Below are 13,994 nucleotides of genomic sequence, written 5' to 3'. Positions count from 1 at the left end.
ACATTATAACATTTTCTGATGGTCAGAGGAATTCAAAAGATTATCTTTATCCCAGTGCTCTACAGGAATCACGCTCGATGAGTTTTCCATAGATGGAAATCTTCGCAGGGCTTCCGCTGACATCGATCCTACGAACGAGAAAATCCACGGCTTCATAGCCGAGCTGTTCCCGCTGCACTTGGATCGTCGTTAAGCGAGGAGCGATCATTTGAGCCGCTTCAATATCGCCGAACCCGACAACGGAGAAATCCTCCGGTACCTTGTGGCCTTTGGAAATAAGGATTTGAATGAAGGAGATCGCAATGCGATCATCCGCACAAAACCAGGCTGACGGCAAGGAAGTCATCGCATCAAGATGAGCTGCTAACTCAGAGGGGGTGGAATTTAGCGCCTCCAGTGATGAGGGATTGACGATACTGTGATTCGTATCGATTGCCAGCCCCGCATCAGATAAGGCATTTTGGTACCCGGACCAGCGTTCTTTGAAGCTCTTCGACTTGCTAATCGCACCGATAAAACCAATTTGCCGATGACCTTTGTCAATGAGATGATTGACGATTTTGTAAGCCTCTTCAGCATTCGCTGTCACAACAGCGTCAAGCTGTAAGCTATCGTAATAATGATCCACCGTAACGAGAGGAATTCCCAAGTCAAAAAGCATTCGAACATAGTTAAGAGGCAGGACGCCAACGAGTAAGATGCCTTGAAATTCAATTTCATGATAAAGCTCCGGCAGGATGAGTTGATCCTCCATCTCTTGTGTAACACCGCAGATAATGGCGTTGTAGCCAATTTCTTTGGCTCTTTTTTCTATAGACCAGAACACTTCATAGTAGAAGATTTTATCATTGCGAATGTTTTCGGGGATTAAGACGAGCAGGTTCCCGCGTTTCTTTTTTGCTTTGGTATCTGTCCGGTAGTTCAACTGATTCGCTGCTTCGAAAATACGAAAACGCAAGTCTTCGCTGACGCCAGGTTTATTATTAAGGGCCAGGGAGACCGCATTCTTGGAAATGCCCAACATATCGGCGATGTCTTGCATAGAGATTTTCGAGTTCATGTATGTATGGCCCCTTGAGAAGTATGTAAATCCTATTTGTATTTTATAAGTATAGGAGTATTTTGTAAAGTTGGGTCAATTAATAAATCAATTTACAAATAGATCTTGTCAATGTTGCCATCGGGATTGTTAGTTTCTATAAATGAATTTCTCAAGTTCATCTAGCTTTACAGATGAAAACGGTCCTGAATTATCGAAATAGAGAATGGAAGAGGGATCAATTGACCATTTGATTTCTCTACGGACGAGCGACTGGCTGAAATGCTTCCAGTTCTCCAGCTTCCACACATCCAAAGCGGAGCCTCTAGTCTGTATACGTTCTTGGTAGGCTTTTTCACTTGGCAAAAAGACAAAAACAGCCCTCACGCATACATCGTTAATCGTAGCACCAACGTTTGAAAGTTCCTTTTCCAGCCAAACCGGATCTGCTAGTTCTTTGGTGAAAGGTCCGACAACAATGGCATCCAAGCCTAGCTCGAGATTCTCAAGTGCTGCGTCCATCGTTATGCGGTATCCCAAATCGCGACAGTATGTCTTGTAAGTGGGGGAATCCCGGTCGTTCGGGTCTTGTCCGGCAAGGGTCATGATCGCTTCTGCCGCGGGTCGGAGCAGCGTGTCCATGTCTAGAAAAGCTCCGCCGTGCTTGCGTGCCCATGCTTTGGCGAGTGTCGTTTTCCCTGCACCTGCGGGACCTATGAAAAATATGAGTTTTCGCATGCCTAACCTCCGAATAAAGTTTCCTTTTAAGGGGATTTGTACGAATATTGTAACATATGGGGCTCAAATCACATGAAATTCAGTAAATGTTCAGCTAATATTAAGGTTCTATTAAGGTTTAAGCCATAATTGCTTCACACTTATCATGTAAAATACATAGCACAGGGGGGCTAAAAACCATACTGGAAGGAAAGATAGAGATGAAAAACAAAAATAAACCACTTGTCGGAAGTGGAAATAAAACAGCAGCCCTTTCTTTGTCTGCGTCTGGAACCCAAAATAAACAAGTTCATATTTTGAACAAATCAATTCCACAAATGACCATCCATTCTGATAGTATTTCTGAAAAAAGGGCTAATGATTGGCCTACCGAAGGTTGGAAAACGTCGACGCCAGAGGCGCAAGGGATGAACTCGGCTGGACTAGCCAAGATGATTGAAGTATTTCGCGACCAGCAGGTACATAGTGTGGCGGTTATTCGTAACGGACATTTAGTTGTAGAAGCTTATAATACGAGTACCCAAGCTGACTTGCCGCAAGATGTGAAGTCCGTGACCAAAAGCGTGACGTCCGCATTGATCGGTATTGCCATGTCTGAGCGGAAGCTAATAAGTCTGGATCAGAGGCTTGCTACTTTTTTTCCTGAGCTAGAAAGTGATCCTCTAAAGTCAAAAATTATGTTAAAGCATTTGCTTAACATGACCTCAGGGCTAGCGTGGAACAACGAAAATGAACAATCCTCAACCGAAATGATGTACTCATCGGACTGGGTGCAGTATGTTCTGGAACGTCCGGCTAAGAACCAGCCTGGTGCAGTATTTAATTACAGCAATGGTGATGCACATCTTCTGTCTGCTGTACTGCAAAAGGTAACAGGTGAGTCTATGTTGGACTATGCCAAATCCCGCTTATTCGAACCGCTTGGTATAACAGAGGTAAACTGGAATCATGATCCTGGGGGCTGCACGATTGGGGCTTGGGCTATGGCTTTAACGTTAAGAGACATGGCCAAAATTGGCTACCTGTATCTAAAGGAAGGCCAGTGGGAAGATAAAACCATTATGCCAAAGTCATGGATCCGGGAGTCGGTGACTAAGCGCGTATTCCTCAATTATAGCAATGGTACACAAGGTGGTTACGGCTATTACTGGTGGTCCAAGCCATTGGCTCAGGGGCTAGTCCGAGGAAGCAAAAAGCAGCATGAGTTCTTCTATGCATCTGGTTCAGGCGGAAGACGCATATTTGTTGTCCCTGACCTGCAATTAGTCGTTGCAGCTACAGCGCATTCGGCCGATGTGGACATGCCGGAACTACTGCTGAACCATGTGGTTGGGGCTATTCGATCGGATAAGCCGATTCCAGAGAATTCGGAGGCATTTGCTGGATTGGGTCAGGCTATTGAGGCTTTTAAGATGGGTTAGAGTAGTAGATAGATAAGGTTATGGAAATAGCGAAGGAGCTGCTGCGGCAGCTCCTTTTGTTTGCGATAAAGTGAATAGTAGTTCGTTAAAAGTGCAGGGATTTATTTGAGTTAATAGAATTAATAATTAGGGGAGTAAATGAATTTTTGATTTGAAGATAATCTTGAATAATATGAGGTGGAATAATGCTGGACGAGTTCACAAAGAAACGATTAGAAAACATTTTACAGGCATATATTGAGAAGAAGATACCCAAACATTTAAACAATCAGGTTCGGTTGATATATAAGTTTAGAGGGAACAATGTGACACTCATAGAGGAAAGAGAACCATATATCGGTACGGAATGGACGCAATTTGACATTGCGCAGTTCAGAATGGAATCAAATGTATGGAAGGTCTATTGGAGAGACAGTAGGGATAAATGGCACTGGGTTGAGCATATCGAACCAGATAGTAATTTTGAAAAACAATTGCAATTCGTTGATCAGGACAATACAGGAGTGTTTTGGGGATAAAGACGAATGATTAGAAGGGGAATGTAATGGTTACTTTTCGAAAAATGGTCGCAGAAGAGTCTGTTAAGATAAAGGAGATTGATAGATCTGAAACAATTAATTTGATTTATGTCCAACAAGGACCAGACATAGTCGAAGTTGTGACGGATCTTGAATGTGTCAGGTGGGATGAAAATCAAATTAGGCAATTAGAGGAACGTTACCATTTTGAATTGATAAATGGCGGAACTGCTGTTGGTTCATTTGATAATGAATTACTTGTTGGGTTTGGAGTCCTTGCCCATAATTTTAGAGGCGCTAACCGTGACCAATTACAAGTAGACCTTATGTATGTATCACAGAATTACCGAAGACAAGGGATAGCAACGAGAATTATTCAAGAATTATCATGGATTGCTAAACGCAAAGGAGCTAAGTATTTATATATTTCATCAACAGAAACAGAATCTGCTGTGAATTTCTACCGTTCATGTGGTAGTGCAGCAGCAGAAGAAATTGATCCAGAACTATTTGAAAAAGAGCCGAAGGACATACATATGATTATAACTTTATAAGTCGTTTGGCAAGACGCCAAGAGTAATGGAGATATCATTGTAGGTCATCTAGGGCCAATGAACCCTGAAAAGATGGATTCTTTTCTTACTGATTTTGAAAAGCAGAAAGCATCTAGACTTAGAATTACTACTTACACAGAGGAAGGGGATCCAATACTAAGCGATCTCTATTATGATGGGAAGCAAATTAACTATACATTCGATAACACAAGAGATAAACATGGTGGAAATCAAAAAGGGAAAGATAGAACATCGTGCAATAAAATTGAAAAGAGAAGTGTAAAAAGAGAAGGCAGTACAAAAGGGTTAGAATATATTTTGACGGACTGTAAGGAGATTATTGGATTTCACTCGGGCGATAAAAAAGAAATTTTCTTAATGCTTAAAGATCAGTAATTTTTTTCTTGGTCTAAAGGGCAGGCTGATTAGAACACTCAGCCTGCCCTTTTTACCATTTCACCAAAATGTTCCGTAAAGTATATGAAACCAGCCCACAAAGCTATCGTCAACATGCAGTCGAATGAACCATGTTTACTTCATCGTGAAGGACCGTCCCCCAGCCTTGCTTTCACAGTTCGGGCATACTCGGAGGGGCTCATCGAGGTTGTTTTTTTGAACGCTTTGGAGAAATAATGGACGCTGCTGAAGCCAAGACGTTGTGAGATTTCCGTAAAATTGATGGCTTCCTCGCGCATCAGCAGCTTAGCTTGCTCAATCTTCATTTTGGAAAAGTATTCGATAATTGTGTGTCCCGTATTTTTTTTGAACTTATCCTTTAACTGTGTTTTCCCTATATATAATAAATGACTAATCTCGTCTAAAGAAATGTTGGTGTCCATGCGTTCTGCCAGAAGATCAATAATTCTCTTCGTAGTTTCATCGACATTTTTTTCTTTGGCCGCAGAAGACAGGGGCTTCGAGGGATCGCTTAAACCCTCCTTACGGAGTAAACGGACCAGGAAAATTTCCAAGTAACATTTGATTAATTGCTCGCTTCCGATTGGAGCGTCCGTATGTCGCTTCAAAGGGTGCCCAAAAGGAAAATGAAAAGCATTCTCACCTTCCTTAACGATTTGGGTCAGAAGATTTCTTTCCTCATCTTCCAGATGAAGGACTTGATTGGCGAAGCGCTCCATCGCTTTCGAATGGCAATCGAAGGTCATGACGACTAGATTAGGCGCTTTCCCTCTCGTGGCATAGAAACTATGAAATTCATTGGGTTTATGAAAAATGATTGTCCCTTGCTTCAGGAGGTGGCGGGTTTCATCCGCCATCACTTCGATCTCCCCTCTATCTACATATAGAAATTCCCAGAAATTATGACGTTCCCCATTAAACACGAAATTTTTCCCATACTCAAAATAATGCATGGTAATGACCTTGTTTATAACGATAGTCATCTTCAAATGTGTTCTTTGGTGGACTTCATGCTGCGATGGTTCCACTGTCATTTTGCGCCAACCCCTATTCGTCCCCGAGTGATTCCCATAAGCGTATTATATCACACCAAAATTACAAAAAAATCGCCCTAAAGGACAAAGAAAAGCGGAAGATATCCTCTTATACTAAGGGTATCTTAAGCGAATAAATTGAGGGGATTCTTACATGAAATTAGGTGTAATTGGTTACGGGGCTAGAATTCAATACGTCATTAGCGAAGTCATGAAGCAAGATCCGAGTTGTCAAATAAAGTCGATTGTAGACATCAGAAAAGATAAGATCAGAGAGGAATTGCGGCAACAAGGGCTAGAGAATGTGCAATTGTATGAAACGGCTGAACAGATGTTAGCATCGGAAAGGCTGGATGGTGTTCTTATCGGCACACGATGCTCGCTGCATACTTCGATGGCGCTTAAGGTGCTTCCGACCGGAATACCCCTATATCTTGAGAAGCCGGTATCCACAACAATGGAAGATTTACTGCGCTTGAAGACGGGGTATAAGGCGTCTCGTTCACAGGTGGTGGTGTCATTTCCCCTTAGGCTTACTTTGATCGTCCAGCTGGTAAAGGAAATTATTGATTCAGGTAAAATTGGAACCGTGGAGCATGTTCAGGCTATCAATAATGTGACATATGGCAGAGTTTACTTTCAGAACTGGTACCGGGATGAGAACGAAACCGGGGGGCTCTTCCTGCAGAAGGCAACACATGATTTCGACTATATCAATTATGTACTGGGGCTTCAGCCAACGAGTGTGTGTGCGATGACGTCGAAGCAAATATTTAAGGGCAGCAAGCCTGCAGGGCTGAAGTGTGTCGACTGTGAAGACAATCGAAGCTGCTCAGAAAGCGCGGCTTTTCGTACGGATTTGGATCCGTCATGGCAGAGCTGCTGCTATGCGCAAGATACAGGCAATGAAGATTCGGGCAGCGTCTTGATGCGTTATCCTACAGGCATGCACGCTTCGTATTCTCAAAACTTTTTTGTGCAAGGAGATGCAGGAGCCCGCGGAGCGCGGTTTATGGGTCACAAGGGAACGGTCGAGTTTGATTTCATTACGGGCAAGGTGAAGGTGTTCATGCATCATACGCCTCGGATAGAGACCTATGAATTCTCTTCCAATGCAGGGCATTTTGGCGGGGATACCGAGCTTGCACGAAATTTCGTCGATGTCATGCGCGGCACAGCCGCTTCCATCTCACCGCTAGAAGATGGACTGTCGAGTGCGCTGCTCTGTTTGAAAGCGAAGGAATCGGCCGAAACCGGAAGTTTCCAATCTGTTTATTGGGAGGGATTTTAATATGAAGCAGGAACTGTCTTTTCAAACCCTATGTCTGAGCTCGCTTTCCAAAGTATTTGCCGATCAATCGCCAGCGGATGCGCCGTTTCATAGAGCTTCTGCTTTGCTAGGTGAAACATTCGCTTTTCAGATTGCTTATACGGCAAATCAAATGCTGAAGCAGGTACGGGTGCACGTCGAGTCGTCATTGTCCGCACCAGTCACAGTTCGTTCTATCGGACTTTCTCCTTCGGAAATGTGTTGTTATCCCGATCATGATGACAACGTGCTGCGGACGACTCCCGGGTTATATCCCGACCCTTTATACCCGTTGGAAGACGGCTCTGTCACAGTTATGGCCGGACAATGGAGGTCCGTCTGGGTCGACATCGAACTGATTGGATCGATAAATCCCGGACAGTACCCGGTTAAACTCCGCTTCGAATCCAAGGAAGGAGAACATCTGGGGGAAGAAACGTTCGAGCTTGAGATCATCGCAGCTGAGCTTCCCAAACCGCGACTCATTCATACGGAATGGTTTCACACGGATTGCTTGGCTACCTATTACAAGGTGGATATCTTTAGTGAGGAGCACTGGCAGCTCATTGAGAAATATATAGATACGGCAGTTAAACACGGTATGAATATGATACTTACGCCGTTATTTACCCCGCCCCTAGATACGGAAATCGGCGGAGAACGGCCGACTGTTCAGCTGGTCGATGTTGAAGTGACAGGTGAAGGAGACCGCTACGCGTTCGGCTTTACCAAGCTGAAGCGATGGGTGGAACTCTGCTTAAGCAAGGGTGCTGCGTATATCGAATTCTCACATTTGTTCACGCAATGGGGGGCTAAGCACGCTCCGAAGATTATTGCTAACGTGAATGGGGAGGCGTGCCGCATCTTTGGCTGGGATACGGATGCTTCAGGGGATGCGTACAGGAATTTTCTTAAGCAGTTTTTGCCGGAGCTGAAGCTTGTTATCAAGCAGCTGGGAATTGAGGAGCGGAGTTACTTCCATATCTCGGATGAGCCTACCACGGATCATTTGGAATCCTATCTCCATGCCTCCAACATTATTCATGAGCATTTGTCCGAATATCCGATTATCGATGCTCTTTCGGAAATCGCCTTCTACGAGAAGGGGATCGTAAAAAGGCCAATACCGGGTAATAATCATATTGAGGACTTCTTGCAAGCACAAGTGCCAGACCTGTGGACTTATTATTGCTGTGTGCAGTATAAGCATGTATCGAATCGCTTCTTCAACATGCCTTCTGCACGCAACCGTGTATTGGGCTTGCAGTTGTATAAGTTTGATATTAGGGGCTTTTTACATTGGGGCTATAACTTCTGGTATTCGCAGTGTTCGATCAAAAAGTTGAATCCGTTCCTGGTGACCGACGCCCTTCATGCTTTTCCATCCGGCGATTCCTTCTTGGTGTACCCAGGGGAAGACGGGCCAGTCGAATCCATTCGGCTCGAGGTGCTCTATGAAGCACAGCAGGACTTGCGAGCACTGGAGCTGCTTGAACAATTTATTGGCAAAGAGCGGACAATCGCGCTTCTGGAGGAAGGCTTAGAGCAGCCGCTAACATTCTCTGAATACCCGCACAGCAAGGAATGGATGTTATCCATTCGCGAGAAGATTAATCGGGCGATTGCAGAGCATGCAGTAAAATAACGAACTTGAAACAGGAAGGACAACTCCTCTTAGGGGTTGTCCTTCTTGCTGCTACAGCCCGTCAAATGACGTTCTTGCTCCTGTCATCACCAGCATAAAGAATAATTTGTCTTTACGCCTCCGTCATTGCAATGCCCCGGCAACTTCCCCGCGCTAACCTCAACCCACTTTTTTTGTTCCCGAGGCAAGATGTAGTAATATAGGAAGAACAGCAAGAAGAAGGGGAGTTTATTCGTGGGTATAAGAAGTTTTACGGATTATAAATTGAGCGAGGATATCATCCGCGCCCTGTACAGCCTTGGATACGAGCAGCCGACAGACGTGCAAAACGAAGTGATTCCTATCGCGCTGCAGGAGAAGGATCTCACGGTTAAGTCACGTACGGGAAGCGGGAAGACGGCGGCGTTTGGCATACCGATTTGTGAATTGGTGGCGTGGGAAGAGAACAGACCGCAGGCGCTGATTTTGACACCGACGAGAGAGCTCGCCGATCAAGTGAAGCAAGACATCACGAACATTGGGAGATTTAAGCGGATTAAAGCGGTGGCGCTGTATGGGAAGCAGCCTTTTGCCAAGCAGAAGCTAGAGCTGCACCAGAAATGCCATGTGGTTGTTGGTACGCCGGGCCGTGTACTGGATCATATTCAGAAAGGGACGCTGGACTTGGAGCGGCTGAAATATCTAGTCATCGATGAAGCGGATGAGATGCTGCGGATGGGCTTCATTGAGCAGGTGGGAGCAATTATTGATGAGCTGCCGACGGATCGTATGACGATGTTATTTTCGGCAACACTTCCGGATGATGTGGAACAATTATGCCATCGATACATGCATAACCCTATCGATATTGAGATTCAAACGCCTGAGGCGTCCAAGGTTCAGATTGAGCATTCGATCATAACGGTTCGAGAAAACGATAAGCTTAATGTGCTTAAGGATGTCTTCGTGGTGGAGAATCCGGATAATTGCATCATTTTCTGCCGGACGCAAGAGCATGTCGACTACTTATATAGACAGTTGGAGCAGCTAGATTATCCGTGCGATAAGATCCATGGGGGCATGGTGCAGGACGATCGATTCCTAGTCATGAATGCTTTCAAAAGAGGGGAATTCCGTTTCTTAGTCGCCACGGATGTCGCGGCGCGAGGGATTGATGTGGAGGATATCACGCATGTCATTAACTACGATCTTCCGCTTGAAAAAGAAAGCTATGTCCACCGAATCGGAAGAACGGGACGTGCGGGGAAGACGGGTAAGGCGATTACGTTTGTTACGCCAAATGAGGACAAGTTTCTAGCGGATATTGAAGGCTATCTAGGATTCGAAATACCGAGAAAAGATGCTCCTACGGCAGAAGAGGTTGCACTTGGACAATCGGCTTTTGATCAGAAAATGCAGGCTACACCTGTCATTAAGAGGGATAAAAGCGACCAACTGAACAAGGGGATTATGAAGCTCTATTTTAACGGTGGGAAAAAGAAAAAGATTCGAGCGGTAGACTTTGTGGGAACCCTAGCCAAAATCGAAGGTGTGACGGCAGACGATATCGGTATCATTACGATTCAGGATAATGTGTCGTATGTGGATATTTTAAATGGTAAAGGCCCGCTGGTGCTCAAAATTATGAAGAATACGACGATTAAAGGCAAGCTGCTTAAGGTGCATGAAGCGAATAAGTAAGATCAACGATCCGGTTGGCCTCTAGGGCTCATCGGATTTTTTGCCGTTTGGGGTTGACCACCACTTTTTGCGAAAAATGTTGTACGTTCTGCAACAATCGCAGGGATAACGCGGATTAGCCAGCTTAAAGTTGTACAAACTACAATATTGCATGCGAGAGTAGAATGGGTTTGATATGGGTTGGACCCAAAAGGTGGAGCCTGCGAATTTTGCCCGTAAGCCACAATACATGCCTTCAGGTTAAAATTTTACCCAAAGGGGTCAATTAATTGACTTACCGATCCTTCTCCACCAAGGTAGACTAGAGAAAACACGACATGGGGTGAATTCATGGCTACCAAAATACATTCACAAGCAGGCACCATTCCATCCGTACAAGTGAAGCGGAAGCGGTCCATGCAGCAGGTGCGCGAGGATCTGGTCGGATACGCATTCGTCAGTCCCATGATACTTGGATTATTTATTTTTACATTATTTCCAATTGTAGCGTCCTTTTTCCTCAGTTTTACGAATTGGAACTTTGTTGCCGGATTTTCTAAAGTGAAATTTCTCGGCTTAGATAACTTTGTTAAGCTTGTGCATGACTCTGTCTTTCTTTTATCCCTTAAAAACAACCTGATTTTAATGATTGTAGTGCCGCTAATATTGATCTTTTCGCTTGTTTTGGCGGTCGTCATTGATAAGAAAATTCATTTTAAAGACTTCTTTAAAGTGGTATATTTCATTCCTTACATCTCGAGCGTAGTTGCTGTAGCTATTGTGTTTCAGGTATTATTCCACCCAACCTATGGACCGATTAATCAAATTTTAATCGACTGGGGGATAGCGAACCCGCCAAAATGGCTTGCCGATCCGGATTTTGCTTTATATTGTGTGATGGGACTTATGATTTGGGTGAGCATCGGATATAACATGATTATCTTTATGGCCGGTTTGCAGTCGATTCCGAACGATCTTTATGAGGCTGCGGACATTGATGGCGCTTCGAAGTTGAGACAATTTTTCAGCATAACGGTGCCGCTCTTATCGCCAACCACATTCTTCTTACTCGTAACAGGCATAATAGGAACATTCAAAGCGTTCGATGTTATTTCCGTTCTAACAGGCGGCGGTCCGGCGAATTCAACCAGTGTGGTCGTATATCGTTTGTATGAGACGGCTTTCATTAACCTACAATCCGGCTATGCCTCCGCTATGGCTATTGTGCTGCTGGTCTTTGTCCTCCTGATTACACTCGTTCAGTGGTTTGGACAACGTAGATGGGTCAATTACTAGAGAAGAAGGAGGAGTAAACCGATGAACAAGTTTCGAAATGTTAAAAAAATGCTGCTAACTATCCTTATGTTTATCATAGGCATATTGTTCATGTCTCCCTTCTTATGGATGATATCCGCATCGATGAAGCCGGAAGCTGATGTGTTTCTATATCCCATTCAGTGGATTCCAAAGCATTGGAATTTGATTGAAAATTATAAGACAGTGTGGTCAACGAAGTTCTCCCTGTATTACTGGAATTCTATCAAAGTTTCCGTTTTGACGACGGCGCTTTCCGTTCTGCTTTCCTCCATGGCAGCCTATGCTTTCTCGAAGATTAAGTTTCGCGGCCGTCATGTGCTCTTTGTTCTTGTCCTAGCGATCTATATGATTCCCAGTCAAGCGATTCTCGTTCCGCAATTTCTTTTGTTCCGCTGGATGGGCTTGTTTGACAGTCACTTTGGCTTGATTTTGCTAGGCTCCTTCAGTGTTCTCGGGACTTTCATGCTTCGTCAGTTCTATATGGGCATTCATGAGGAGTTTATCGAGTCAGCGCGTATGGATGGAGCAGGTCATGTCCGGATTTTCTTCTCTATCTGTACACCGCTTGTACGTCCAGCGATCGCGACTTATGCGATTCTGCGTTTTATCTGGACCTGGAACGACTACCAGAACCCGCTTATTTTCTTGAGAACGAAAGATTTATTCACACTGCCTCTTGGCATCCGATCCTTTGCCGATTTAAATGGAGAGTTCTACTCACTCATCATGGCCGCTTCTGTATCGGCAATCGTACCTTTACTTATCATTTTCATCATTGGTCAAAAACAAGTTATCGAGGGCATCTCGATGGGTGGCGTTAAAGGCTAAGGGTTAAAAGGTCAAAAAATGAGTGCATGAGGTTAAAATAGTGCCTCGTGTGCTCCATACAAGTTTGTTACGATCGATCATGTAAAGGTTTTCAAAATAACGAATACAACTTGGAGGGGTTCCTATGAAAAAGAGTTTATTAGTACTAAGCGGTGTCCTAGCAATTAGTACTGCACTTGCAGGCTGTGGCAAAGGAGATACACCAGCAGCAGATAGTGGTAAGGATGCAGCAGCAACGACTAAAGCTCCGGTTACAATTAAAGTACAAGGATGGTACACCGAGGCTCAAGGGAACTGGAACGCGACTGTTGAAGCTTACAATAAAACTCACCCGAACGTGAAAGTTGTTTATGAAAGCATGTCGGAGAAGGGCGATTCCCAAGAAGGGATGAAAAAGCTGGACCTATTAGCCGCTTCCGGCGATCAAATGGACGTTGTTATGTATTCAAGCGCACCCGAATTCGTTCAACGCATAGGAGCAGGTATCTTGGAGCCGCTTGATGATTATTTGAAGAAAGATAACATTGTTGTTAAAGATGAATATAAACTTGACCCGGTCGTAAACGGTAAATATTATGCTCTGCCGGGTAAAATGGCTGAATGGTTCGTTCTATTGAACAAAGATAAGTTGGATGAAGCGAAACTGCCCGTGCCAACAGAGTGGACCTGGGATGATTATGCGGAGTATGCTAAGAAATTGACCAAGGGTGAAGGCGCAGCCAAGCAGTACGGATCCTACTTCCATACATGGAAAGAATACGCGGAATTGGCACTGAACAGCGACACGGATAATGCTTACCTTGTGAAACCTGACGGTACACAGAATATCGATAATCCAAAGGTCCGTTTCTCCCTCGATTTACGTAACAAAATGGAAAATGTAGACAAATCATCCGTTCCTTACTTTGAAGTTGTGTCGCAAAAAATGGCTTACCGTGACGTTTTCTATGCCGGTAAAACAGCGATGTTAGCAACAGGGAACTGGATGGTAGGAGAACTGGCGCTGAATGCAAAATTTAAGACAGTGTTTGCTCCATATCCGAAGTATGACGCGAAAGATGCGAACGGTCTAACAATTGGAGGCGCAGACTTCGTGGGTGTCGCAGCAAGTTCCAAGAATAAGCAAGCGGCATATGACTTTGTGAAATGGTATACGACGGAAGGAATTCAAACACAGGGTCTGTTCTTCTCGGGTTGGAAGAAAGCTGACTTGGCTAAGAATGTAGATTCGATTCTGAAAAATGGTAAACCAGAACAAGCTGCTCTGATCGATAAGGATTCATTGCTGGCTACATTGAAAGTAAATAAACCAACGAAGCTTGTTATTCCTCCGACATTTGCCCTACAGCAAGAGAAGGAATTCTTAACGCAAGTTGAGCTGTTCTTAACAGGCAAGCAGGATCTGGAGAAAACGATTCAAACGGCAAAAACGAAAATTGAAGATATCCGTAAGAGCAATGCCAAGTAGTCATTAACGAACCGTGCAACATTCCTGATATAATTGAAAGAGGAGGC

General features: G+C 44.3%; 13 protein-coding genes. 10 read left to right on the top strand and 3 right to left on the bottom strand.

The genetic code is table 11. From position 1 onward, the window contains the following. Positions 1-46: 46 nt before the first annotated feature. Both NYR53_RS31330 and NYR53_RS31325 read right to left on the bottom strand, forming a co-directional pair. Positions 47-1,060: a LacI family DNA-binding transcriptional regulator gene (locus NYR53_RS31330; RefSeq protein ID WP_261302940.1), complete on the bottom strand. Its 1,014-nt coding sequence runs from the start codon at positions 1,058-1,060 to the stop codon at positions 47-49. A gap of 129 nt (positions 1,061-1,189) precedes the next feature. Next, positions 1,190-1,777 carry a P-loop nucleotide/nucleoside kinase family protein gene (locus NYR53_RS31325; RefSeq protein WP_261302939.1) on the bottom strand — a complete coding sequence of 196 codons (588 nt, stop codon included), beginning with the start codon at positions 1,775-1,777 and terminating at the stop codon, positions 1,190-1,192. A gap of 200 nt (positions 1,778-1,977) precedes the next feature. Here NYR53_RS31325 and NYR53_RS31320 point away from each other — a divergent pair, with 200 nt between their 5' ends. The 4 genes from NYR53_RS31320 (at position 1,978) to NYR53_RS31305 (ending at position 4,666) form a co-directional block, all read left to right on the top strand. Beyond that, positions 1,978-3,198, top strand: coding sequence for a serine hydrolase domain-containing protein (locus tag NYR53_RS31320; protein WP_261302938.1), 1,221 nt, complete (start codon positions 1,978-1,980; stop codon positions 3,196-3,198). Between the two features lie 185 nt (positions 3,199-3,383). Continuing rightward, positions 3,384-3,716, top strand: coding sequence for a DUF3024 domain-containing protein (locus tag NYR53_RS31315; RefSeq protein ID WP_261302937.1), 333 nt, complete (start codon positions 3,384-3,386; stop codon positions 3,714-3,716). A gap of 26 nt (positions 3,717-3,742) precedes the next feature. Next, positions 3,743-4,270: a GNAT family N-acetyltransferase gene (locus NYR53_RS31310; protein ID WP_261302936.1), complete on the top strand. Its 528-nt coding sequence runs from the start codon at positions 3,743-3,745 to the stop codon at positions 4,268-4,270. 33 nt (positions 4,271-4,303) lie between these two features. Next, positions 4,304-4,666 carry a DUF4362 domain-containing protein gene (locus NYR53_RS31305; protein WP_367618682.1) on the top strand — a complete coding sequence of 121 codons (363 nt, stop codon included), beginning with the start codon at positions 4,304-4,306 and terminating at the stop codon, positions 4,664-4,666. A 140-nt stretch (positions 4,667-4,806) separates the two neighbouring features. On the opposite strand, the gene NYR53_RS31300 is transcribed toward NYR53_RS31305, so the two are convergent. Further along, positions 4,807-5,721 carry an AraC family transcriptional regulator gene (locus tag NYR53_RS31300; RefSeq protein WP_261302935.1) on the bottom strand — a complete coding sequence of 305 codons (915 nt, stop codon included), beginning with the start codon at positions 5,719-5,721 and terminating at the stop codon, positions 4,807-4,809. Between the two features lie 154 nt (positions 5,722-5,875). On the opposite strand from NYR53_RS31300, the gene NYR53_RS31295 reads away from it, so the two are divergent. The 6 genes from NYR53_RS31295 to NYR53_RS31270 all read left to right on the top strand — a co-directional run bounded on the left by NYR53_RS31295 (position 5,876) and on the right by NYR53_RS31270 (position 13,947). Further along, positions 5,876-7,012, top strand: coding sequence for a Gfo/Idh/MocA family protein (locus NYR53_RS31295; RefSeq protein WP_261302934.1), 1,137 nt, complete (start codon positions 5,876-5,878; stop codon positions 7,010-7,012). Position 7,013: 1 nt separating this feature from the next. Further along, entirely contained in the window at positions 7,014-8,675 is a 1,662-nt protein-coding gene (locus tag NYR53_RS31290; RefSeq protein ID WP_261302933.1) for a DUF4091 domain-containing protein, read from the top strand. A gap of 234 nt (positions 8,676-8,909) precedes the next feature. Then, on the top strand, positions 8,910-10,355 hold the full coding sequence (locus NYR53_RS31285) for a DEAD/DEAH box helicase (protein WP_261302932.1): 1,446 nt from the start codon (positions 8,910-8,912) through the stop codon (positions 10,353-10,355). Positions 10,356-10,685: 330 nt separating this feature from the next. Beyond that, positions 10,686-11,630 (top strand): carbohydrate ABC transporter permease, encoded by a 945-nt coding sequence (locus NYR53_RS31280; RefSeq protein WP_261302931.1) that lies wholly within the window; start codon positions 10,686-10,688, stop codon positions 11,628-11,630. A gap of 21 nt (positions 11,631-11,651) precedes the next feature. After that, a complete protein-coding gene (locus NYR53_RS31275; RefSeq protein ID WP_261302930.1) occupies positions 11,652-12,479 on the top strand; it encodes a carbohydrate ABC transporter permease in 828 nt (275 codons plus the stop codon). A 124-nt stretch (positions 12,480-12,603) separates the two neighbouring features. Beyond that, entirely contained in the window at positions 12,604-13,947 is a 1,344-nt protein-coding gene (locus NYR53_RS31270) for an ABC transporter substrate-binding protein (protein WP_261302929.1), read from the top strand. Positions 13,948-13,994 lie beyond the last annotated feature (47 nt).

The organism is Paenibacillus andongensis, assembly GCF_025369935.1.
GTDB classification, from domain to species: Bacteria; Bacillota; Bacilli; order Paenibacillales; family NBRC-103111; genus Paenibacillus_E; species Paenibacillus_E andongensis.
The sequence above is the reverse complement of the archived record's forward strand: the minus strand, read 5'-3'. Positions and strand labels throughout refer to the sequence as shown.

What these genes read in the sequence shown, in the direction of transcription:
- NYR53_RS31310 (WP_261302936.1), top strand. Translation starts at nt 3,743, where the DNA reads ATGGTTACTTTTCGAAAAATGGTCGCAGAAGAGTCTGTTAAGATAAAG.
- NYR53_RS31295 (WP_261302934.1), top strand. Translation starts at nt 5,876, where the DNA reads ATGAAATTAGGTGTAATTGGTTACGGGGCTAGAATTCAATACGTCATT.
- NYR53_RS31330 (WP_261302940.1), bottom strand. Translation starts at nt 1,060, where the DNA reads ATGAACTCGAAAATCTCTATGCAAGACATCGCCGATATGTTGGGCATT.
- NYR53_RS31320 (WP_261302938.1), top strand. Translation starts at nt 1,978, where the DNA reads ATGAAAAACAAAAATAAACCACTTGTCGGAAGTGGAAATAAAACAGCA.
- NYR53_RS31300 (WP_261302935.1), bottom strand. Translation starts at nt 5,721, where the DNA reads ATGACAGTGGAACCATCGCAGCATGAAGTCCACCAAAGAACACATTTG.
- NYR53_RS31270 (WP_261302929.1), top strand. Translation starts at nt 12,604, where the DNA reads ATGAAAAAGAGTTTATTAGTACTAAGCGGTGTCCTAGCAATTAGTACT.
- NYR53_RS31275 (WP_261302930.1), top strand. Translation starts at nt 11,652, where the DNA reads ATGAACAAGTTTCGAAATGTTAAAAAAATGCTGCTAACTATCCTTATG.
- NYR53_RS31325 (WP_261302939.1), bottom strand. Translation starts at nt 1,777, where the DNA reads ATGCGAAAACTCATATTTTTCATAGGTCCCGCAGGTGCAGGGAAAACG.
- NYR53_RS31290 (WP_261302933.1), top strand. Translation starts at nt 7,014, where the DNA reads ATGAAGCAGGAACTGTCTTTTCAAACCCTATGTCTGAGCTCGCTTTCC.
- NYR53_RS31315 (WP_261302937.1), top strand. Translation starts at nt 3,384, where the DNA reads ATGCTGGACGAGTTCACAAAGAAACGATTAGAAAACATTTTACAGGCA.
- NYR53_RS31280 (WP_261302931.1), top strand. Translation starts at nt 10,686, where the DNA reads ATGGCTACCAAAATACATTCACAAGCAGGCACCATTCCATCCGTACAA.